20 protein-coding genes are annotated in these 20,918 nt (G+C 71.3%); 9 read left to right on the forward strand and 11 right to left on the reverse strand.

Going from position 1 to position 20,918, the window contains the following annotated elements; translation table 11 throughout:
* The first annotated feature begins 74 nt into the window (after positions 1-74).
* A complete protein-coding gene (locus AC1DU4_RS21885) occupies positions 75-1,286 on the forward strand; it encodes a multidrug effflux MFS transporter (protein ID WP_477843441.1) in 1,212 nt (403 codons plus the stop codon).
* Here AC1DU4_RS21885 and AC1DU4_RS21890 read toward each other — a convergent pair.
* Complete coding sequence (locus AC1DU4_RS21890) at positions 1,283-2,053, reverse strand: siderophore-interacting protein (RefSeq protein WP_477843410.1); 771 nt, start codon at positions 2,051-2,053, stop codon at positions 1,283-1,285. The two genes, AC1DU4_RS21885 and AC1DU4_RS21890, sit on opposite strands and share 4 nt — an antisense overlap.
* Positions 2,054-2,207: 154 nt before the next feature.
* Between AC1DU4_RS21890 and AC1DU4_RS21895 the strand changes: the two genes are divergently transcribed.
* Entirely contained in the window at positions 2,208-2,804 is a 597-nt protein-coding gene (locus tag AC1DU4_RS21895; RefSeq protein WP_139191145.1) for a hypothetical protein, read from the forward strand.
* 81 nt (positions 2,805-2,885) lie between these two features.
* On the opposite strand, the gene AC1DU4_RS21900 is transcribed toward AC1DU4_RS21895, so the two are convergent.
* The 6 genes from AC1DU4_RS21900 to AC1DU4_RS21925 form a co-directional block, all read right to left on the reverse strand.
* Positions 2,886-4,454, reverse strand: coding sequence for a long-chain-fatty-acid--CoA ligase (locus tag AC1DU4_RS21900; protein ID WP_477843412.1), 1,569 nt, complete (start codon positions 4,452-4,454; stop codon positions 2,886-2,888).
* A gap of 7 nt (positions 4,455-4,461) precedes the next feature.
* Entirely contained in the window at positions 4,462-5,076 is a 615-nt protein-coding gene (locus tag AC1DU4_RS21905) for a 3-oxoacid CoA-transferase subunit B (protein ID WP_477843414.1), read from the reverse strand.
* Between the two features lies 1 nt (position 5,077).
* Positions 5,078-5,845, reverse strand: coding sequence for a CoA transferase subunit A (locus AC1DU4_RS21910; protein ID WP_477843416.1), 768 nt, complete (start codon positions 5,843-5,845; stop codon positions 5,078-5,080).
* Positions 5,842-6,423 carry an RBBP9/YdeN family alpha/beta hydrolase gene (locus AC1DU4_RS21915; protein ID WP_477843418.1) on the reverse strand — a complete coding sequence of 194 codons (582 nt, stop codon included), beginning with the start codon at positions 6,421-6,423 and terminating at the stop codon, positions 5,842-5,844. Before AC1DU4_RS21915 ends, AC1DU4_RS21910 begins: the two co-directional genes overlap by 4 nt.
* Positions 6,424-6,601: 178 nt before the next feature.
* Entirely contained in the window at positions 6,602-7,657 is a 1,056-nt protein-coding gene (locus AC1DU4_RS21920) for a beta-keto acid cleavage family enzyme (RefSeq protein WP_477843420.1), read from the reverse strand.
* A 95-nt stretch (positions 7,658-7,752) separates the two neighbouring features.
* A complete protein-coding gene (locus tag AC1DU4_RS21925; protein ID WP_477843422.1) occupies positions 7,753-8,763 on the reverse strand; it encodes an AraC family transcriptional regulator in 1,011 nt (336 codons plus the stop codon).
* Positions 8,764-8,885: 122 nt separating this feature from the next.
* Between AC1DU4_RS21925 and AC1DU4_RS21930 the strand changes: the two genes are divergently transcribed.
* The 3 genes from AC1DU4_RS21930 (at position 8,886) to AC1DU4_RS21940 (ending at position 10,990) form a co-directional block, all read left to right on the forward strand.
* Positions 8,886-9,413, forward strand: coding sequence for a hypothetical protein (locus tag AC1DU4_RS21930; protein ID WP_477843424.1), 528 nt, complete (start codon positions 8,886-8,888; stop codon positions 9,411-9,413).
* A gap of 25 nt (positions 9,414-9,438) precedes the next feature.
* Positions 9,439-10,011 (forward strand): YdeI/OmpD-associated family protein, encoded by a 573-nt coding sequence (locus tag AC1DU4_RS21935; RefSeq protein ID WP_477843425.1) that lies wholly within the window; start codon positions 9,439-9,441, stop codon positions 10,009-10,011.
* A 112-nt stretch (positions 10,012-10,123) separates the two neighbouring features.
* Positions 10,124-10,990, forward strand: coding sequence for a sucrase ferredoxin (locus AC1DU4_RS21940; protein WP_477843443.1), 867 nt, complete (start codon positions 10,124-10,126; stop codon positions 10,988-10,990).
* Here the strand turns inward: AC1DU4_RS21940 and AC1DU4_RS21945 are convergent.
* Genes AC1DU4_RS21945 through AC1DU4_RS21955 form a run of 3 tightly spaced genes read right to left on the reverse strand, consistent with a single transcriptional unit; the run spans position 10,987 to position 13,175 of the window.
* On the reverse strand, positions 10,987-11,544 hold the full coding sequence (locus AC1DU4_RS21945; RefSeq protein WP_477843427.1) for a cytochrome b: 558 nt from the start codon (positions 11,542-11,544) through the stop codon (positions 10,987-10,989). The two genes, AC1DU4_RS21940 and AC1DU4_RS21945, sit on opposite strands and share 4 nt — an antisense overlap.
* Positions 11,534-12,637: a catalase family peroxidase gene (locus AC1DU4_RS21950; protein WP_477843429.1), complete on the reverse strand. Its 1,104-nt coding sequence runs from the start codon at positions 12,635-12,637 to the stop codon at positions 11,534-11,536. Before AC1DU4_RS21950 ends, AC1DU4_RS21945 begins: the two co-directional genes overlap by 11 nt.
* Before the next feature lie 10 nt (positions 12,638-12,647).
* The gene (locus tag AC1DU4_RS21955; protein WP_477843431.1) at positions 12,648-13,175 is read right to left on the reverse strand and encodes a COG4315 family predicted lipoprotein; all 528 of its coding nucleotides are present in this window, start codon (positions 13,173-13,175) and stop codon (positions 12,648-12,650) included.
* A gap of 212 nt (positions 13,176-13,387) precedes the next feature.
* Here AC1DU4_RS21955 and AC1DU4_RS21960 point away from each other — a divergent pair, with 212 nt between their 5' ends.
* Both AC1DU4_RS21960 and AC1DU4_RS21965 read left to right on the forward strand, forming a co-directional pair.
* Positions 13,388-13,933 carry a sigma-70 family RNA polymerase sigma factor gene (locus AC1DU4_RS21960; protein ID WP_477843433.1) on the forward strand — a complete coding sequence of 182 codons (546 nt, stop codon included), beginning with the start codon at positions 13,388-13,390 and terminating at the stop codon, positions 13,931-13,933.
* Positions 13,923-14,594, forward strand: coding sequence for an anti-sigma factor (locus tag AC1DU4_RS21965; RefSeq protein ID WP_477843435.1), 672 nt, complete (start codon positions 13,923-13,925; stop codon positions 14,592-14,594). Before AC1DU4_RS21960 ends, AC1DU4_RS21965 begins: the two co-directional genes overlap by 11 nt.
* A gap of 84 nt (positions 14,595-14,678) precedes the next feature.
* Here AC1DU4_RS21965 and AC1DU4_RS21970 read toward each other — a convergent pair whose 3' ends face one another.
* A complete protein-coding gene (locus AC1DU4_RS21970; RefSeq protein WP_477843437.1) occupies positions 14,679-16,790 on the reverse strand; it encodes an MMPL family transporter in 2,112 nt (703 codons plus the stop codon).
* A 143-nt stretch (positions 16,791-16,933) separates the two neighbouring features.
* On the opposite strand from AC1DU4_RS21970, the gene AC1DU4_RS21975 reads away from it, so the two are divergent.
* Both AC1DU4_RS21975 and AC1DU4_RS21980 read left to right on the forward strand, forming a co-directional pair.
* Positions 16,934-17,935 carry a zinc-binding alcohol dehydrogenase family protein gene (locus AC1DU4_RS21975; RefSeq protein WP_477843445.1) on the forward strand — a complete coding sequence of 334 codons (1,002 nt, stop codon included), beginning with the start codon at positions 16,934-16,936 and terminating at the stop codon, positions 17,933-17,935.
* A 145-nt stretch (positions 17,936-18,080) separates the two neighbouring features.
* On the forward strand, positions 18,081-20,918 hold a 2,838-nt coding region (locus tag AC1DU4_RS21980; RefSeq protein ID WP_477843439.1), incomplete at its 3' end, for an error-prone DNA polymerase.

A 20,918-nucleotide genomic window follows, 5' to 3' on the forward strand; every position in this document is an offset into this window, starting at 1 on the left:
TCTCTCCCGCACGGGAATAAATCAAGCGTCCGCGCCGCTGGCTCATGCATGTGACCCGAGCCATCTCGATACCCATGCTGCTGGCCCTCGCCCTGCTCTCTGCGATCGCACCCCTCGCCACCGACATGTACCTGCCCGGCCTGCCCGCGCTCGGCGAGGACCTCGGGGCACCGACGGAGACGGTCCAGCTCACCCTCGCGACGTTCATGGCGGGTCTCGGCATCGGACAGCTGGTCGTCGGGCCGCTCTCGGACGGCTGGGGCCGACGACGGCTGCTGCTCGGCGGCACCGTGGCGTTCGCGATCAGCGGCGTCCTGTGCGCGCTGGCCCCCACCGCGGAGGTGCTGATCGCGGCCCGACTGCTGCAGGGCCTGAGCGGCGGCGCGGCAATCGTGTTGGCGCGCGCGGTGATTGCCGATCGCGCCAAGGGCGACGGGGCCGCGAAACTCTTCAGCGTCATGATGATCATCGGCGGTGTCGCGCCGGTGGTCGCGCCGCTGCTCGGCGGCGCGCTGCTCGGACCGATCGGCTGGCGCGGCATCTTCTGGGTGCTGACCGGCGCCGGCGTGGCGATGGTGGTCGGCGTACTGACCCTGATTCCCGAGACGCTCCCGGCGGAGAAGCGGCACGGCGGCGGTCTGGCCGCGCACGCGCACAACATGCGGTACGTGGTCGGCAACCGGCGCTACGTCGGCTATGCGCTCACCTTCGTGTTCGGGTTCGGCGCCCTGTTCTCGTACATCTCGGCGTCGCCGTTCGTGGTCCAGGACGTGCTCGGCATGTCGCCAGGCCAGTTCTCCGTGATCTTCGGCGTGAACTCGGTCGGGATCGTCGGCGGCAGCGTCGTCAACACCCGGCTCATCGGGCGCTTCAACGCCCGGCAGCTGCTCGCCTTCGGCGTCACGCTGCTGCTCGCCGCCGGCGTCATGCTGCTGCTCGAGGTCACGCTCGGCGGCACCCACACCGCGGTGGTGCTGCCGCTGCTGTTCCTGGTCACCACCAGCATCGGGTTCATCATGGGCAACGCCACCGCGCTGAGCCAGGCCCAGGTCACCAAGGCCGCGGGCACCGGATCGGCGGTGATGGGCGCCGGCCAGTTCGGCCTGGCCGCGCTGATCTCACCGCTGGTGGGCGGCTCGGCCGTGCAGATGGCGAGCAGCATCGTCGTGTGCGGCGCGGTCGCGACGACGGCGCTGCTGACCCTCGGCCGACCCGAGCCTCGACCCGTCGGCCGCCGAGGCGGCGTCCGCGCCCGCCTGAGACCCCCTACCCCGCAGCGTTCCTAGCCCTCGGTCTTCGCGAGGTCGGACTTCCAGACCCGGAAGCCCTCCTCGGTCCGGCCGCGCCGCCAGTATCCCGAGATCGACGCCCACTCCGCGCTCACCCCGCGCTCCTTGCGGATGTAGCCACGCAGGCCGTGCATGACGGCGTTCGCCTCGCCGTGCACGAACACGTGGGGCTGGCCGGGCAGCCACGGCGCCTGCCGGACGGCGGCGACCAGCGGCGCGTTGTCCCCGGCACGGTCGTCGCCCACCTCGTCGGCGGCCGCGCCGCGGTGCACCCAGGTGACCTCGACATCCGCGGCGGAGGGCAGGTCGAGTTCGCCGTCGGGACCGTCCACCTCGACGAACACCTTGGCGACCGCCGACGCGGGCAGCGCCTCGAGCGCCGCGCCGATCGCGGGTATCGCGGACTCGTCGCCGGCCATCAGGTGCCAGTCCGCGTCCGCCCGCGGGGCGAAGGCGCCGCCCGGACCGCGCAGCCGCAGGCTCTGACCCGGCTGCGCCGCCCGCGCCCACGGCCCGGCCACCCCCTCGTCGCCGTGGACGACGAAATCGATTGCGATCTCCCGCTTCTCGTCGTCCACACGGCGGACGGTGTAGGTGCGCAGCACGGGCTCCGCGTCGGTGCCGAAGACGAGCTTCACGTAGGCGTCGGTGTAGCCGTTCGCCACGAAGTCGTCGAAGCCGGGGTCGCCGAGGTGCACCCGCACCAGGTGCGAGGTGAGCCGTTCGGTGCGCAGTACGGTGAGGGTGACGAGCGGTCGGGTCATGCCGATACCTCCAACGGTTAGGGCCACCTAACTATAGCGGAGGTGGGATATCCGACGCGGAATCCGCGCGCGGCTGCAATACTGCACACCGCCGTGCCGACGGAGCGGAACGCTGCGCCCGTCGCCCAATCCCGTTCACACCATTCGGAGGATCATGAAAATCGCTCGCCGTGCCTGCACGTTCGCCGCAACCGTAGCGGTGGTGGGTGTCGCGATCGTCGGATGCTCTTCGGACTCCGAGCCGGCCGCCAACGCCTCTGCAGGCGGCACCACGACGTGCGCGGACGCGACCGCCGCCAACGCGACCGCGGCGGATCTCGTCGACGTGCTGCGACCGGTGCAGGTCGAGGACGCCGACGACGAGTACCGGAGCCTGCTGGCGCAGTTCGAGGAGGGCCGGGCGGACCAGATCGCACGCCTGGAGGCGAGCGAGGTCTTCCGCGCCGTGCCCGCCGGCGGCGACGCCGAGTTCGTGAAAGCGGTGTGCTCGCAGTCTCGTTGGGACGACGTGGTCGACGCCGACGGCAAGGCCGTCTCGAGCCCGCGGTCCCAGCGCGCCGCGATCGCGGCCACCGGCCACACCTACTGCGACGCCTTCGCCCAGCTCCAGCCCTCCGCCGCCTCCACCGGCGCCTGGACGGACTGGTCCGGCTACGTCGACATGATGACGCAGGGCGGCATGGAGGGCACCGACGAGGCGCGCCTGACCTACGAGGCGGCCCGGAAGAACCTCTGCCCCCAGTTCAGCTGACGAACGCGACGGCGGCGACGGCAAATTGCCGTCGCCGCCGTCGTCGGTCATCGCGGCCCCGTGCTCACAGGGGCGACGCGATCACAAGCTCGAGGCGACCTGACCGAGCTCACGCTTGAGGATCTTGCCGGTGGCGGTCATCGGCAGGACCGTGACGAACTCGACGAGGCGCGGGTACTTGTACGCCGCCATCTGCTCCTTGGTCCACTCGATCAGCTCGGCCTCGGCGGTCTGCGAACCCGGCTCGAGGATCACGAACGCCTTGATCTCCTCGCCGTGCCGTTCGTCGGGAACCCCGACGACGGCGGCCAGGGAGACCGCCTCGTGGGCCATCAGGACCTCCTCGATCTCGCGGGGGTACACGTTGAACCCGCCCCGCACGATCATGTCCTTGGCCCGGTCGACGATGTAGTAGAAGCCGTCCTCGTCCACCTTGGCCAGGTCGCCGGTGCGGAACCAGCCGTTGTCCGTCACCTCGCTGGTGGCCTCGGGGCGGTTGTAGTACCCCTTCATGACGTTGTGGCCGCGCAGGGCCAGCTCGCCGACCTCGTCGGTGCCGGTGACGGTGTTCCAGTCCCGGTCCACGAGGCGGGCCTCGATGCCCCAGACCGGGACGCCGATCGATCCCGGCCGCGGGTCGCGCTCCGGGTCGCTGAACAGTGCCAGCGGCGAGGTCTCGGACAGGCCGTAGCCCTCCAGGATCTGCACGCCGAAGCGCTCCTTGAACCGCGTGAGGATCTCCACCGGCAGCGCGGCGCCACCGGAGATGGCGCGTCGCATGTTCCGCGCGATCCGCTCGACGTCGACCCCCTCCTCGAGGGCGCCGAGCAGGCTCCAGTACATGGTCGGGACGCCGGCGAAGATCGTGATCGACTCCCGCTCCATCAGCTCGAGCGCGGCGGCGGGCTCGAACCGCGGCAGCATCACCAGCGTCGAGCCGACCGCGAGGCCCGCGTTCATGCTCACCGTCTGCCCGAAGGAGTGGAACAGCGGCAGCGTGAGCAGGCTGGTGTCGTGCCGCATCGGCGAACTGTCGAACAACCGGTTCGCCGCCATGGCGTTGAGCACCATGTTGGAGTGGGTGAGCTCGGCGCCCTTGGGCTTTCCGGTGGTGCCGCTGGTGTACAGGATCACCGCGGTGTCGGCGGGTTCACGCACCACGGTCTCGAACTGGACGGGCTGGGCCGCGAGAACCTGACCGGCGCTCTCGACCCCCTCGATCGCCGAGGGCACGGCCGGGTCCGCGGTGAGCACGAACATCTCGCGGCACTCGGGGGCCTGGGCAAAGCCGGCCTGGCCGTACTCCCCGATCGGAAGATCCGCCGAACCCTCGAAGCAGAAGTAGGCCTTGGCGTCGGAATCGGTGAGGTGGTAAGCGATCTCGCGTCCCTTCAACAGCACGTTGAGGGGAACGACCACGGCACCCGCCTTGAGGATCCCGTAGTAGACGATCGGGAAGTGCGGCAGGTTCGGGCAGGAGAGCGCGACCTTGTCGCCCGGCTCGATGCCACGGGAGACGAGCAGGTTCGCCACCTGGTTGGCGCGGTTGTTCAGCTCCTCGTACGACAGGCGTTCGTCGCCGAGGACCAGTGCCTCACGGGCCGGGTACCGGCGGGCGGAATCCTCGAGAAGCACGGACAGGTTGAGCATGAACTTCCTACTTTCGTTGTGTCGAAATCGTGGCCGGCACCGGGTCGCAGGGGGTGTCGGTGACGTCGATGACCGCGAGATTGGTGACGATCCGCTGCACCACGCCCTCACCCGTGAGCGGCAGGGTGCATTCCTGCACGATCTTGGAGGCACCGGACTTGTCGGTGTGCTCCATCAGCACGATCACCCGGCCGGCGCCGTGGACGAGGTCCATCGCGCCGCCCATGCCCTTGACCATCTTGCCGGGCACCATCCAGTTCGCCAGGTCGCCGGTCGCCGAAACCTGCATGCCGCCAAGGACTGCGGTGCCGATGTGGCCGCCGCGGATCATCCCGAAGCTGGTCGCCGAGTCGAAGAACGAGGCGCCCGGGTTGACCGTCACCGTCTCCTTGCCCGCATTGATCAGGTCGGCGTCGACGGCGTCCTCGGTCGGGTAGGGCCCGGTCCCGAGGATCCCGTTCTCGCTGTGCAGGGTGACCGTCACGCCCGCGGGCAGATGGTTCGGGATCATCGTCGGCAACCCGATGCCCAGGTTCACGTACTCGCCGTCGGACAGCTCCTGCGCGGCCCGGCCCGCCATCTGCTCGCGGGTCCAGCCGACGGTCTCGATCATGGTCGTCATCTCAGTTCCCCGTCCCGGCCACGGCAGAGACCGTTCGCTTCTCGATCTTCTTGTCCTGCGGTCCGGTGTGCACGACCCGGTCGACGAAGATGCCCGGCAGGTGCACCTGCGCGGGGTCGATCTCGCCCGGCTCGACGAGCCGCTCGACCTGTGCGATGCAGACCCGACCGGCCATCGCCGCGAGCGGGTTGAAGTTCATCGCCGCCTTGTCGAACACCAGATTGCCCTCGGTGTCCCCGATCAGCGCATGCACCAGTGCGAAGTCGGCGGTGATCGACTCCTCGAGCACGTAGCGCCTGCCGCGGAACTCGCGGACCTCCTTCGGCGGCGACGCGAGCGCGACGGATCCGTCGGCGTGGTAACGCCACGGCAGCCCGCCCAGGGCGATCGGGGTGCCGACGCCCGCCGGGGTGAAGAACGCCGGGATACCGGCGCCGCCGGCACGCAACTTCTCGGCGAGCGTGCCCTGCGGGGTCAGCTCCACCTCGAGTTCACCGGTCAGGTACTGGCGGGCGAACTCGCGGTTCTCCCCCACGTACGAAGCGGTGACCCGGCGGATCCGCTTGCCTTCCAGCAGGATTCCCAGACCGTGTCCGTCGGTTCCGCAGTTGTTGGAGAAGACCTCGAGGTTCTCCGCACCGCCGGACGCGATCGCGGCGATCAGCCGGTCCGGAATCCCGCACAACCCGAATCCGCCGACCGCCAGGGACGACCCCGACTCGACGTCGACCACGGCGTCGGCCGTGGACGCGACCACCTTGTTCGTCACCCGAGGACCGCCGTCTCCCGGATCAGGTCCTGGACCAGTTCCTCGGCCTGCGGCCAGTACCCGAAGCCGGATGCCGGGTTCAGGTGGCCGACGGCACCGGCGTCGACACGCTTGCTGCCCCACGCCTCGGCGAACCCGACGACCCGCTCGTAGCCCGCCAACGGATCGTTGGTGCTCGCGACGACGGTGCTGGGGAACGGCAGCGGCTGCAGCGGGGTGGGGTTCCATCCGTTGTTCTCGAGGTCCTCGGACGACGGGTAGCCCGCGGGCAGCGGCGATGCGAAGTCCGGCGGGGCGGCCAGCAGCGCGCCCTGGACGGGGCGGTCGTGCTGCGCGGCCCAGTGCACGGTGATCATGACGCCGGCGCTGTGAGCAACGAGCACGACGGGCCCGGAGACCTCCGAGAGGACGTGGTCCAGCGCGGCCACCCGGGCCGACAGGCTGAGCTTGTCGTGCTCGAGCGGCGGCACGGTGACCACCTTGTCGAGCTTCTCGGCCAGGAGGGTCTGCCAGTGATCGGCGACGTGGTCACGCAGACCGGGGACGATCACGACGGTCGGGGATTCGCTGTTGTTCATTACCTACTCCGGTTGTCGGTTGTGGATCAGTGAGGTGGCCTCGCGCGCATTGCCGCGAACCGCGTGACGGTCTGCGCGACGGACTCGTCCGCCGGCCGGGATACGCCAGGTGGGGGCATGGACTCGTCGGTCCATGCCCCCTGCCGCGTGGCGACGTCCCGGTCAGCTCATGACTCGATCAGGAGTGCTGGGTGAAGCCCTTCTGGCCGGGCTTGCGGTTCGGCGCGTAACCGAGCTTCGCCAGCGTCTCGTCGGCGTCGGCGTAGGTCTCGCCGATCCGGTAGATGTCCCGGGCCTCCTTGGCGGTGGCCACCTCACGACCGAGCTCGTTGGCGACGCGCACCAGCTGGCGGACCTGCTCGGCGGAGGTGATCTTGACCTCGCCGTTCGGGGCCCACAGGTTGTCCTCGTTGCCGCAGCGCGGGTGCAGACCCATCGCGATGGCCATCGTGTTCACCGGCAGCACGCTGCGCATCAGCGTCTCCAGCGTCAGGCAGGCGCCGTCCGGGACCCGGTTGACGAACTGCATCATGTTGTACGGGTTCGGGCCGTCGAAGCCGCCGCCGATCGCGACCCAGGTCAGGTTCAGCGGGCCGGTGTAGAAGCCGCGGCGGATCAGGCGCTCGACGGTCTCGAGCTGCGGGATGGACGAGAGCTGGAAGTGCGGCTGGATGCCGGCGGCCTGCAGGCGACGCAGGTGCTCCTCGACCCACTCSGGGCCGGCGGGGACGGTCATCTCGCGGTAGGTCGTGGMCAGCTCGGCGTTCTCCAGGGAGGTGCCCTTGATGTCGCCCGGGGTCATCAGSTCCATGATGTTCATCTGGCTGGTGTTGATCGCGATGGTGACCTGGTCCGGCTTCGGGTCCAGCTCGGCGAGCATGTGGCGCACGTCGTCGGAGAGCCACTTGGCGTCCGCGCCGTCGCCCTCGGGGGCGAAGGAGATCGAGCCGCCGACCTGCAGGATCATCTCCGGCACGGCCTCGCGGAGGCGGCCGAGGAGCTCGTTGAACTTCGACAGGCGCTTGGAGCCCTTGCCGTCCTCCTCGCGGACGTGGATGTGCAGCACGGTGGCGCCGGCCTCGAAGCAGTCGACGGCCTGCTGGACGTGCTCGTCCATCGTCAGGGGCAGGTCCTCGGGGAAGTCCTCGACCGCCCACTCCGGGCCGTAGGGCRCAACGGTGATGACCAGCTTGTCCTGGTTCTCCGGGAAGAGTGCGTCGTCGTGGAAATTCATGCCAGGACTCCATCTGTGATGCGGGCTACGGCCGGGGATTGGGGTGACGTGAATCACTGTAGGCAGCCCGGCGGCGTCACATTTGACGGATTAGGTCAATATTGTTGACGTTCTGGGACAGGCTGGCCCTGGTCGACCGACCAGGCCTTCGGGCTGACCCCGAACTGTTGGCGGAACCACCGGGAGAACGCGCTCAGTTCCGAGAACCCCAGCTCCGAGGAGATCTCGGTGAAGGAGCGGTCTCCCCGCGCGATGGACGCCGTGGCGTGCTCCTTGCGAACCGAGTCGAGGATGGAGGAGTACGTCTCGCCCGACTGCGCCAGTCGCCGGTGCAGGGTCCGCCTGTCCATCCGCAGGCTGTGTGCGATGCGGGTGACCGAACAGTGCTCCGTCGGCAGCAGGGTGGCGATCAGGTCCCGAACCTGCCCGGCGGTGGAGGAGTTCTCGCGCGGCGCCAGCAGCCCGAGGTACTCCTGCGCGAACGGTCGCAGGACCGGGTTCGACAGGCGGTTCGGTGCGTCCAGGTCGCCGGTCGCGGTGATGATCCCGTCGATCTCGTGGTCGTAGTAGATCGACGGGCCGAAGACGCGGGCATGCACCTCCCCGTTGGCGGGGGCTCCGTGGGCGAAGCAGGTGGCCACGGGCAGCCATCCGTCGGGCAGGAAGTCGGACAGGATCCGGAAGATCGACGCGACGACCAGTTCGGTGGACTGGCGTCCGAGTGCCATGTCGGTCGCCGGCCGGACCTGGATCGTGGCCAGGCCCCCCGATTCGGTCAGGTCCAGGAGGATCGCCTCGTTGTGCAAGCTCATGTGGCGCAGCACGATTCCCATCGCACTGCGCACGTCCGGCTCCTCGCGGGCGATCAGGCCGACCGGGCCCAGGTTCGACACGCCGCGGTTGCCCAACATCCTGACGCCGAAGTCGTCGCAGCCGGACTGCAGCGCGGAGAGTTCGAACAGCTCGACCACGCACTTCGCCTCGATCCACCCCTCGGTGGCGGAGAATGTCGCCGGGTCCAGACCGGAGACCCGCATCAGCGGGTACGGGTTCAACCCGACCGACTTCGCCACCTCGAGGTATCCGTTCAAGACCGCGCTACGCAACCTCGGCAACTGTGCTCTCCCGTCCCATGCCGTCAAACACCGCGTCCCGATCCGTCAACATCGACGACGTGAACAACGGTAACGCCCGGATCGGGCCGGCGCATCGAGGCTAGGGTCGCGGCATGGCACTGACGGCTCTCGACGGCAAACTCATCGGATGGTCGGCGGCATACGTGCTGTCGCAGGCCAACATTGCGCGGCTGCTCGGCCCGACCGCGCCGAAGCTCCTGCAGACCCAGACGGCGTTGTCCGCGCGGTCCTACCGGGCGGTGCTCGACAGCATGGACGAGTCCGAGACCGCCCGCTTCCGTAGCCATTTCGCGCCGGACATGGTGCACCCGGTGATCTACGCCGTCGCCCTGTGCACCGGCGCGCGGCGGCTCGGGCAGCTGACCGACCTGTCGTCGGCCACCCGGCGCGCGCTGGCCGTCGCGCCGGTGGCGGCCGCGGTCGCCGACTACGTGGAGAACGTGGTGGACCTGCACCTGCTCGACCACCGCGAGGCGATCACCGACGCCCGGGTGCGGGCGATCTCCACGGTCAGCATCACCAAGTGGGTGCTGAGCATCGGCGCGCTCGCGTACCTGTCCCAGGGGTTCGTGCGGGTGTGGGCGGGCATGGCGGCCGGGCGCCGGAATCGGCGCGATTGAGCGGGCGTCCGCCTACGGTGAGGCCATGGCCGTCGAACGCAGCATCGAGTACTTCCCCGACCCGGAGGCGTTTCGCGCCTGGCTCGCTGAACAGCACGACCGCTCGCCCGGGATCTGGCTCAAGTTCGCCAAGAAGGACTCGGGGCACACAAGTGTCAGCTACGACCAGGCACTGGACATCGCCCTGTGCTTCGGCTGGATCGACGGCCAGGCCCGCCCCCTCGACGACGAGTTCTGGCTGCGGGGCTTCACCCCCCGCCGGGCCCGGAGTCCCTGGTCGAAGCGCAACCGGGAGAAGACCGAGCGGCTGATCGCCGACGGGCTGATGCAGCCCGCCGGGCAGGCCGCGATCGCGGCGGCCCGGGCGGACGGGCGCTGGGACCGTGCCTACGAGGGGCAGGCCACGGCGACCGTGCCGCAGGATTTCCTCGACGCGTTGGCGAAGGTGCCCGCGGCGGAGGAGTTCTTCGCGACGATGAACAAGTCCAACCGGTACGCCGTCGTCTATCGCCTGCAGGACGCGAAGAGGCCGGAGACCCGGGCCCGCCGGATCGAGAAGTTCGTCCAGATGTTCGCGGAGGGCACTCCGCCGAACTGACGACCGCCGCGGGCACAATGGTGCGGTGACCGAGCCAGCCCGCACCGCAGACTACGACGCCCCCGGCGTCGACGAGACGACCGCCGCGGCGGTCGCGTCGACCTGTTCGGCGATGTCCGCGGTGGACGAACCGCTGCCCGGCACCGCCTCGCAGACCGCGGGCTGGCTCTGCCTGGAACATCCGGGGGCGTGGGGCCGCGACGTGTTCGGCGGCGAGGCCTTCGACCCGGACCTGTCCGAGGCGCTGCAACGGCACACCGAGGCGGCGGGGGTGCGACTGCTGCTGATCCGTCGTCCCGGCCGCGCCGCCTGGCCGGCCCGCCGCACCGTGCTGTTCGGCCGCCCGGACCCGGCCGGCGGGTGGTGCGAGCGGTTCGACGTCGCCGACCCGGCCGACCTGCTCGACCTCGACCTGACGCTGACCGCGGCCTCGCCGGGAATCGGGACGCCGGTCAGCGACCCGGTCGCGCTGGTGTGCGCGCACGGCAAACGCGACCTGTGCTGCGCGGTGCTGGGCCGTCCGGTCGCCGCGACGCTCGCGGACCGGTTCGGTGACGCGGTGTGGGAGTGCTCGCACACCGGTGGGCACCGGTTCGCGCCGTCGCTGATCCTGCTGCCGACCGGACTGACCTACGGCAGGCTCGGCCCCGAGGCCAGCGTCGAGGCGGTGCTCGCGGCGGGCCGGGGCGAGGTGTACCTGCCGGGCCTGCGCGGGCGCAGCTGCTGGAGCCCGGACGGCCAGGTCGCGGAAATCGTGGTGCGGGAACGGGTCTCGGCGTCCGACGCGGACCTGACCGTCGAGGACGTCCTGGTGGGAGGGCGGGAGGCCGGGGCGTTGGTGCGGCACCGCGACGGCCGGTCCTGGGCGGTCGAGACCACCCGCGTCGAACTCGAGGCGCGACCGCCGAGTTGCGGCGCACTGGCGAAGTCGGTGACCGCGGTGGTCGCCGCCGCGGTCACCGAGCGCGCCGGACCCTAGTCCGACCGGACCGGCAGCGGCGTCATCCGGTCGAGGAGTCGGTCGCGCAGCACCAGGGTGTGGAACGCGACTGCGCACATGTGCGCGGTGAACGTCAGGAACAGCAGGTAGGCCAGAACCGTGTGGGCCTGTCGCAGCATCGCGTAGGTGCCCGCGTCCTGCGGTGCGATGGCCGGCAGGTGCAGGCCTTCGTAGATCACGATCGGGGACCCCGCGCTCGAGAGCATGGCCCATCCGATCAACGGCTGCGCCAACATCAGCGCGTAGAGCAGGTACTCGGTTCCCTTCGCCACGAGGCGTTCCAGGGGTCGCATGGTGGACGGGAACGGCGGCGGCCGGCGACGCAACCGGTTTCCGATCCGGATCACCACCAGGACGAGGATCGCGATCCCCAGCGGTTCGTGGACGGCCCGCAGTCGCGCGTAGTCGGTCAGCGAGGCGATCATGGCGGCGCCGACGACGAGTTGGGCGATGACCAGGACCGCCATGACCCAGTGCAGCAGGCGCGACGGAAGGGCGTACCGGGCGGGGCCGGGGGTCGGCTCAGCGGGCATCGAGCACCTCCTGGACGGTGACGGCGCTCGGCCGGGTGGGTTCGCCGGATCGGCGGGTGAAGGACCGGGCGTAGACCGCCGACCGCGCGTTGAGCAGGGGGTCGTCCGACGCCGAGATGCCAGCGGGGAGCACGAGCGGGTCGAAGTTGACGTCCCGGGCGTTGCCCGCCTCCTCGGTCTGCACCGAGTCGATCGTCACGGTGCCGACGTCGACGGTGCGCCTGCCCTCGGGCCAGGCCTTGGTGGCGTCGTGGGTCGGGTCGCCGGGTTCGCCGATGGTGAGGACCAGGCGCCACCGCAGCGGTTCGGCGGCGACCGCGCGGATCACCTCGTCGAAGAGGTAGTTCTTGCCGGGCTGCGCCTGGCCGGCCGGCGCGGGTGGTCGCTCGGGGACGAGCATCCAGCGCACCGGAGCGGTGACCCCGGCGGCGTCGGTGACACGGAACGCGTTGAGTCCGCGGAAGGTGCTGTCGCCGAACCCGGAGGTCGCCGGGTGCTGCCGGACGACCTGCATGGCCGCCGCGGTCTCCGGGTGCCCGGCCAGGAACTCGGCCATCTTCTCCGGATCGGGTTTCCCGGTTGCGGCAACGGGTTTGGAGGCGAGCAGTCGTTCGTAGAAGCCTTGTGGGGTGCTGTCGAGGAAGACCGGGAGGTTGACCATCGCGGTGCGCCACTGCTCCCCGTTCGGCAGCGCGAACGCCAACCCCAGGCCGCGGACGGTGGCGCTCGCGTCGGCGGCGTCGGGCAGGCTTCCCGAGAGCGAGAACCGGCCGGTCACCGGAACCCGTCCGGGCTGGAAGACGACGGCGGTGGACACCGCGGCGCCGGCCCCGTTGCTGTCGAAATGCCCAGTGGCACTGAGTCCTTTGGCGTGGTTGCGCCGGAACCCTTCGTGCTTGCCGCCCAGCTGCTCGAAGCGGTCGGCTATTCGCGACGGCGTCAGCGTGTCCGGCGTCAACCAGCCCTTGGCGTAGAGGAAACCGCCGACGTCCACCGCGGCGATCCCCCCGACGGCGGCCAACCCGAGGAGGACGCCGCGCCGACTGATGTCCGTGCGTGACCGAAGGATCCGCCGCTCGGTGTCGTCCGCCATCGCCTCCTCCCTACTGGCCGGCGGCGGGCGCGGTCGGCGCCGGGGTCACCAGGGCGACGTGCCACTGGCCCTTGACGCCCTCGCCGTTGGTCTGGCCCGGCGCGTCGTCCTTCGCGAACCGGTACAGCGGGCGGCCGTCGTACACCGCCTGCTGCGCCCCGCCGTCGGGGCGGGTGACGGTGCCCAGCGTGCCGGGGAGATCCGTCCCGGCGGCCGCCTTCGGGGCGCCGAGCGTCGGCGGCCAGATCGTGGCGCACTGCCCGACGCAGGCGGACGTCGTCGGGGTGTCCTGCGTGAACCAGTACAGCGTGTAGCCGGCCGCGTCGGTCACGACGTCGCCGAGGGCGGTGCTGGTGGCGCCGAGCTGCGCCACGGGGACGGCGTCGGAGGGGGTGGGGGAGGCCGGGGCGGCGGAGGCCTTCGGGGCAGGGCTGGTCGGCTGGGCGTCCTGCGTGGCGGTGTCGCTGCCGCAGCCGGACAGCAACACCAGCGCGGCGCCGAGCCCGACGGTCTGTGCCAGGGGCGTTCGCTTCTTCATCGTTGTCTCGCTTCCGTTCGTGATCGCAGTTGTGCGAGCTGACCGGGAATACGGACGCGGGCGCCGCGCACGTTCACTCCGTGACTGTGTGACATGTCACTCGCTTGTCGTCCCGGCGGCGTGAAGGATTCGAGGGACCGATCCGTATACCCGGGTGAGAACTTCGCCGGTGACCGGCGCGTTGGGGACACGATGGTGCGGAGGTGAAAGGCATGCGGCTGATCTCGCAACACCGGCATGCCGGCGGGCTCGGCGACGAGGCCGCGCTGCGCGCGGCGTACGAGGACCACGGCGGCGAGCTGTTCCGGTTCGCGCACCGCTCCCTGGGCGACGCGGGCGGCGCGGAGGAGGCCGTGCAGGAGACGTTCCTGCGGGCCTGGCGGGCGGCGCACAGCTTCCAGCCGGACACGGCGTCGCTGCGCACCTGGTTGTTCTCGATCTGCCGCAACATCGTCATCGACATCAGCCGCGCCCGGGCCAGCCGGCCGCCRCTGGCCGCCGCCGAACCGGCCGATGCCCCCAGCGCCTCGCAGCCGCTGGAGGAACTGGTGGTGGGCCTGCAGGTGGAGGAGGCCCTGCGCCGGCTGTCCGAGCAGCACCGGCAGGTTCTCGTCGAGGTGCACCTGCGCGACCGGCCGGCCGCCGAGGTCGCCGCCGCGCTCGGGATCCCCGAGGGCACCGTCCGCAGTCGCGTCTACTACGGTCTCAAGGCCCTCAAGCTCGTACTGGAAGAAATGGGGTGGCACGGTGACTACTGACCAGTGCCCGCAGATGCGAACCCAGCTCGGCATGTACGCCCTGGACCGGCTCGAACCGGCCGCGGCGGTGGCGCTGCAGGCCCACCTCGACGGCTGCCCGGACTGCCGGTCCGAACTGCGCGAACTGCGCGGCGTCGCCCGGGCCCTGCGCCGGGCCGACCCCGAGCGGGTCGACGATCAGCCCGCCGGTCCGCCCCCGGCGCTGCGCACCGCGGTGTTCACCGCGGTCGAGCAGGAGCGACGCCGGAAGCGCTCGGTCCGGACCGTGCGGCTCGCCGCGGCGGCGGCGGTGCTGGTCGTCGCGCTGGGAGGAGTCTTCGTCGTCGCCGGGCAGCGGAACTCCCAGCCGGGCAACAGCTCTCAGTCGGTCGCCTTCGCCGAGCCGCCCGCCGGTGTACAGGCCTCGGCCAGCGTGGAGAACCGCAACTGGGGCACCAGCATCGCCCTCGACGTCACCGGCCTGCCGCAGGGCCAGCGATACGCGGTGTGGCTCGAGCGTCCGGACGGGAGCAGGATGCCCGCCGGCAGCTTCGTCGCGGGCGGCGAGAAGAAGATGTCCATGCAGATGGCGGTCGGACTGCCGATGCACGAGGCCGCGGCCCTGGGCGTCAGCACTCCCACCGACCCGAGCCCCGTCCTCCTGGCGCCGCTGCACTCCTGACCCGGCTGCACTCCTGACCCGGCTGCACTCCTGACCCGGCTGCACTCCTGACCCGGCGCGCGGTCCGCGCGCCGGGCCCCGTGACTAGTGCCCGATGCCGACCTTCTCGTACACCCGTCTCATCCAGGCCGGTGCCCACCAGTTGGCCTCGCCCATCAGCTTGACCAGCGAGGGCACCAGCAGCATTCGCACCACGGTGGCGTCGATGATCAACGCGACGATCATGCCGACGCCCAGGAACCGCATGATCGACAGCCCGGACAGGGTGAAGGCCCCGGTCACGATGATCAGCAGCGCGGCCGCCGCCGTGACGATCCGGCCGGTCCGTTCGGTGCCGATCCGGACGGCGTCCTCGGTGCTCGCGCCGTTCTCCCGGGCCTCGACCATCCGGGACATCAGGAACACCTCGTAGTCGGTGGACAGTCCGAAGACCACCGCCAGGATCAGCACCACGAACGTCGGTTCGAGTGGGTTCGGGGTCACGCCCAGCATCGCGGCGCCGTGACCGTTCTGGAACACCCAGGTGAGCACGCCGAAGGTGGCGGCCAGGCTGAGCCCCGCCATCGCGACGGCCTTGACCGGCAGCACCACCGACCCGAAGGCCAGGAACAGCAGCACGAGGGTGGAGCCGACCATGATCGCGATCATCAGGGGCAGGTTCTCGGCGATGGAGGTGTTGCCGTCGAGGGTGAGCGCCGCACCACCGCCGACCTTCACGTCGGTGCCGGCCGGCGCGTCGATGGCGCGCAGTTCCTGCACGGTGTCGGCGGGCGCCGTGCCCTCGGCGTAGGTGGCCTGCAGCAGCGCGAAGTCGTCGGCGGCCGCGACCATCCGCACCTGGCTGACCCCGTCGAGGGCGCGGGCCTGGGCGCCGACGTCGGCGAGCTGCGCGGTGGTCGGCGGTGCCCCGTCCTCGCCGCGCACCAGGACGCTGGCCGCCTCGCCGGTGGTGGGGAACTCGGTGGCCAGGGTCTGCGAGGCCGCCCGGGCGGGGTCGTCCGGGGGCAGTGCGGTGTAGGTGATCTCGCCGAGGGAGGCGCCGAGCAGCGGGGACGCCAGCAGCAGCAGGCCCGCGACGATGGTGACCGCGAAGGTGACCGGCCGGCGCATCACCCGGGTGACGACGCCGCCCCAGAACCGGGTCGCCCGCTCCTCGCCGCGCTCGACGGCGCCGCGCCGCCAGGCCAGCGAGTTGATCCGGTGGCCGAGGACGGCGAGCAGGGCGGGCACCGCGGTGAGCGAGAGCAGCGCCGCGCTGATCACCGCGGCGATCGCGCCGAAGCCGAGCGACCGGATGACCGCCTGCGGGAAGACGAGCATGCCGGCGAAGGCGCACACCAGCAGCAGACCGGAGAACAGCACCGTCCGGCCCGCCGTGGTGACGGTCCGGCGCACCGCCTCGCCCGGTTCGCTGCCCGCGGCGAGTTCCTCCCGGTACCGGCTGACGACGAACAGGCCGTAGTCGATGGCCAGACCCAGGCCCAGCAGCGAGGCCACGTTCAGGGCGAACGAGCTGACCTCGGTGAACATGGTCAGGATGCGGAGCGTGGCGAACGCGCTGAAGACGGTGAGCATGCCGACGAACACCGGGACGGCGGCGGCCACGACGGTGCCGAAGACCAGCACCAGCAGCAGCAGGGTGATGGGCAGCGCGATCGCCTCGGCGCGCACCAGGTCCTGCTGCAGGTGCTGGCTGAACGAGTTCCCGACCACGGTGCCGCCGCCGAACTGGGCGTCGATCCCCGGTGGGCTGAGCGCACGGGTCATCTCGTCGAGGTCGGCGAGCTGCGGCCCGGCGTCCCAGTCGATCGAGACGGTCGCCACGGCCTTGGTGCCGTCGTTGGAGGTCAGCTGCGCCGCGGAGGCGGGGTCCACGGACCAGTACGAGACGACGGACCGCGTCGGCACCTGCTCCTTGAACGCGGCGAGCGTCTGCTGGACCTCGGGGCCGATGTCGGCGAGCGTCCGGCCCTCGGGTGCGGTGTAGATCGCCACGATGTCGGGGGACTGCGACCCGAGGCGGTCGTGGACCAGCGAACTGACCTGGGCCGCCTCACTGTTCGGGTCGACGTACCCGCCCTGGCTGAGCTTGGAGAAGACGCCGAGTCCCCACAGCCCGCTGACCACGACGGTGAGGACCGCGAGGACCAGTACCCACCATTTCCGGGAGACGACGAACGAGGCCCAGCGCGTCATAGATGTTGCTGCTCTCTTCAGGTGGGGTCGGGACGGCGCCACGACTCTACCGACGGCGTCCGGGTTTTCGGTCGGTCACCTCCGGACGCTGGTGCCGGGCGGCGCAGGGGTGCAGAGTTGTCCGCATGGACGTTCCCGGCGTCATGACCGGGTGGCAGGTTCGCCGGCCCGGGCCGATCCGCGGCAGACCGCTGGATCAGGTGTCGATGCCGGTGCCGTCGCCCGGGCCGGACGAGCTCCTGGTGCGGGTCCGGGTGTGCGGCGTGTGCCGGACGGACCTGCACGTGGCCGAGGGCGACCTGCCGGTGCACCGGCCCGGCGTGGTGCCCGGTCACGAGGTGGTCGGCGAGGTCGTGGACTGGGGCGGCGAGGTGGGCCCGGGATTCGGGCTCGGCGACCGGATCGGCATCGGCTGGCTCCGGCAGACCTGCGGGGAGTGCCGGTACTGCCTCGCCGGGCGGGAGAACCTGTGTCCCGGTTCGCGGTACACCGGCTGGGACGTCGACGGCGGCTACGCGGAGTACGCCGTCGTGCCGGCCGCGTTCGCGCACCGGCTGCCCGACGGCTACCTCGACGAGGAACTGGCGCCGCTGCTGTGCGCCGGGATCATCGGGTACCGGGCACTGGCCTGTGCCGAACTTCCGGAGGGTGGCAGGCTGGGCATCTACGGGTTCGGCGGCAGCGCACACCTCGCCGCGCAGGTCGCCCTCGCGCGGGGCGCCGAGGTGCACGTGATGACCCGTGGGGCGCGGGCGCGGTCGCTGGCGCTCGACCTCGGGGCGTCGTCGGCGCAGGATGCGGCGGATCCGCCGCCGGTGCCGCTGGACTCGGCGATCCTGTTCGCCCCGGTCGGCACGCTCGTTCCGCCCGCGCTCGAGGCACTGGACCGCGGCGGCACGCTGGCGGTCGCGGGCATCCACCTGTCCGACATCCCGCGGCTGAACTACCAACGGCACCTGTTCGAGGAGCGTCGGCTGCGGTCGGTCACCGCCAACACCCGCGCGGACGCCCGGGAGTTCCTCGAGTTCGCGGGCGCGCACCGGCTCCTCGTCACCGCCAACGCCTACTCGTTCGACGAGGCGGACCGTGCGCTCACGGACCTGCGAGAGGGCCGGGTGAGCGGCGCCGCCGTGCTCGTCGTGTGACGTGGCGGGGACGCCGCGGCCGACCCCGCCGGTTGACACCCCGCCGCCCCGCGTCGCAGAATAGAACGCACGTTCGATGCGACTTCCCCGCTCGGGCACCGCAGGCAGAGCTCTCTGCTGCGGATGCGGACGGGAAGGAGCGGCAATGGGCTGGGGCAACGGGCCGCCGACGTGGTCGGAGATGGAGCGGGTGCTCTCGGGTCGTCCGGGGCGGAACCCGCCGGAGGCGATGTACCCCGGCGACGGCAGCGACAGCCCGGCCTGGTCCCGCAAGCGCGGTGAGTACCGCGGCGGCGCCATCGTCCCGGACGCGGCGCCGACCGTGCCCTACGCGGAACTGCACGCGCACTCGGCCTTCAGCTTCCTGGACGGCGCGAGCCCACCCGAGGAGCTGGTGGAGGAGGCCGTCCGGCTCGGCCTCGAGGCGGTCGCGCTGACCGACCACGACGGGCTCTACGGCGTGGTGCGGTTCGCGGAGGCCGCCAAGGAGCTGGGCATGCGCACCGTCTTCGGGGCCGAGCTGTCCCTGCCGCCACAGGGTTCGGGCTCGGCCGACCCGCGAACCGGCGCCGCGGACCCGGACGGCACCCACCTGCTGGTGCTGGCCCGCGGCGGGGAGGGCTACCGGCGGCTGTCCCGGCAGCTCGCCGCGGCGCACCTGGCCGGTGGCGAGAAGGGCCGGCCCCGGTACGACCTCGACGCGCTGACCGCCGCCGCGGGCGGGCACTGGCAGATCCTCACGGGCTGCCGCAAGGGGCACGTGCGCGCGGCGCTCGCGGAGGGCGGCGCCGCGGCCGCCGAGTCCGAGTTGCGGGGGCTGGTCGAGCGATTCGGGTCCGACCGGGTCACCGTCGAGCTCACCCATCAGGGCGTCGCCGAGGACGACGAGCGCAACGCCGTCCTGGCCGACCTCGCGGACCGCTGCGGGCTGCCCGTCATCGCCTCCACCGCAGCACATTTCGCGCGGCCGTCCCGGCGACGGCTGGCGATGGCGATGGCCGCGGTGCGGTCCCGGCGGAGCCTGGACGAGGCGGCAGGCTGGCTGGCCCCGACCGGGGGCGCGCACCTGCGCTCCGGCGCGGAGATGGCGCGGTTGTTCGCCGCACACCCGGGCGCCGTGCTCGCCGCCGCGGAACTGGGCCGCGAGTGCGCCTTCGACCTGCGGCTGATCGCGCCGCGGCTGCCGCCGTTCGACGTCCCCGACGGGCACACCGAGGACAGCTGGCTGCGGGAGCTGACGATGGCCGGCGCGCTCCGGCGCTACGGCACCCCCGAGCAGCGTCCCGACGCCTACCGGCAGATCGAGCACGAACTGACAATCGTTGCCCAGCTGACGTTTCCGGGCTACTTCCTGGTGGTCCACGACATCGTGTCCTTCTGTCGCCGCAACGACATCCTCTGTCAGGGCCGGGGGTCGGCGGCCAACTCGGCGGTCTGCTACGCCATCGGGATCACCAACGTCGACCCGGTGGGGAACCGGCTGCTCTTCGAGCGGTTCCTCTCCCCGGAGCGGGACGGCCCGCCGGACATCGACGTGGACATCGAGTCGGACCGGCGGGAGGAGGCCATCCAGTACGTCTACGGCAGGTACGGCCGCGACTACGCCGCGCAGGTCGCCAACGTCATCACCTACCGCGGCAAGATGGCGGTGCGGGACATGGCCCGCGCGCTGGGCTACTCGCAGGGCCAGCAGGATGCGTGGAGCAAACAGGTCAGCCGGTGGAGCGGCGTGAAGGACGAGACCGGCACCGACATCCCGCGAGCGGTGCTCGAGCTGGCCGGCGAGATCGAGGGATTCCCACGGCATCTCGGTATCCACTCCGGAGGGATGGTGATCTGCGACCGGCCGATCGCGGACGTGTGCCCGGTGGAGTGGGCGCGGATGGAGAACCGCAGTGTGTTGCAGTGGGACAAGGACGACTGCGCCGCGGTGGGCCTGGTGAAGTTCGACCTGCTCGGTCTCGGCATGCTCTCGGCCCTGCACTACATGATCGACCTGGTCGCCGAGCACGAGGGCGTCGAGGTGGACCTGGCGCGGCTGGACCTGTCCGAGGCCGCGGTCTACGAGATGCTGTGCCGGGCAGACTCGGTCGGTGTGTTCCAGGTGGAGTCCCGGGCCCAGATGGCGACCCTGCCGCGGCTGCGGCCCCGCACCTTCTACGACCTGGTGGTGGAGGTCGCGCTGATCCGGCCCGGCCCCATCCAGGGCGGCTCGGTGCACCCGTACATCCGGCGCCGCAACAAGCTCGAGCCCGTCACCTACGACCATCCCTCGCTGGAGAACTCGCTCGAACGCACCCTCGGCGTCCCGCTGTTCCAGGAGCAGCTGATGCAGATGGCGGTGGACGTCGCCGGGTTCACCGCCGCCGAGGCCGACCAGTTGCGCCGGGCGATGGGGTCGAAGCGGTCGCCGGAGCGGATGGAGCGGCTCAGGGGCCGGCTGTACGACGGCATGCGCGAGCTGCACGGCATCACCGGCGAGGTGGCCGACCGGATCTACGAGAAGCTCTACGCCTTCGCCAATTTCGGCTTCCCCGAGAGCCATTCGCAGTCCTTCGCCTCGCTGGTGTTCTACTCGGCCTGGTTCAAGCTGCACCATCCGGCGGCGTTCTGCGCGGGGCTGCTGCGAGCCCAGCCGATGGGTTTCTACTCGCCGCAGTCGCTGGTGGCCGACGCCCGCAGGCACGGGGTGCGGGTGCACGGGCCGGACGTGAACGCCTCCCTCGCCCACGCCGGACTCGAGCGTGGGGGCGCCGAGGTGCGCCTGGGTCTCGGCGCGGTGCGGCACATCGGGTCGGCGCTCGCGGAGAAGATCGTCGAGGCCCGGAAGGAGGGCGGCCCGTTCGCCTCGCTGCTGGACCTGACGGGCCGGGTGGGGCTGAGCACCGCGCAGGCCGAGTCGCTCGCCACGGCCGGCGCACTGGGCTGCTTCGCCGGCTCGCGGCGGCAGGCGCTGTGGGCCGCCGGCGCGGCGGCGGGGGAG

It is taken from the genome of Rhodococcus sp. P4_F5, assembly GCF_056401315.1.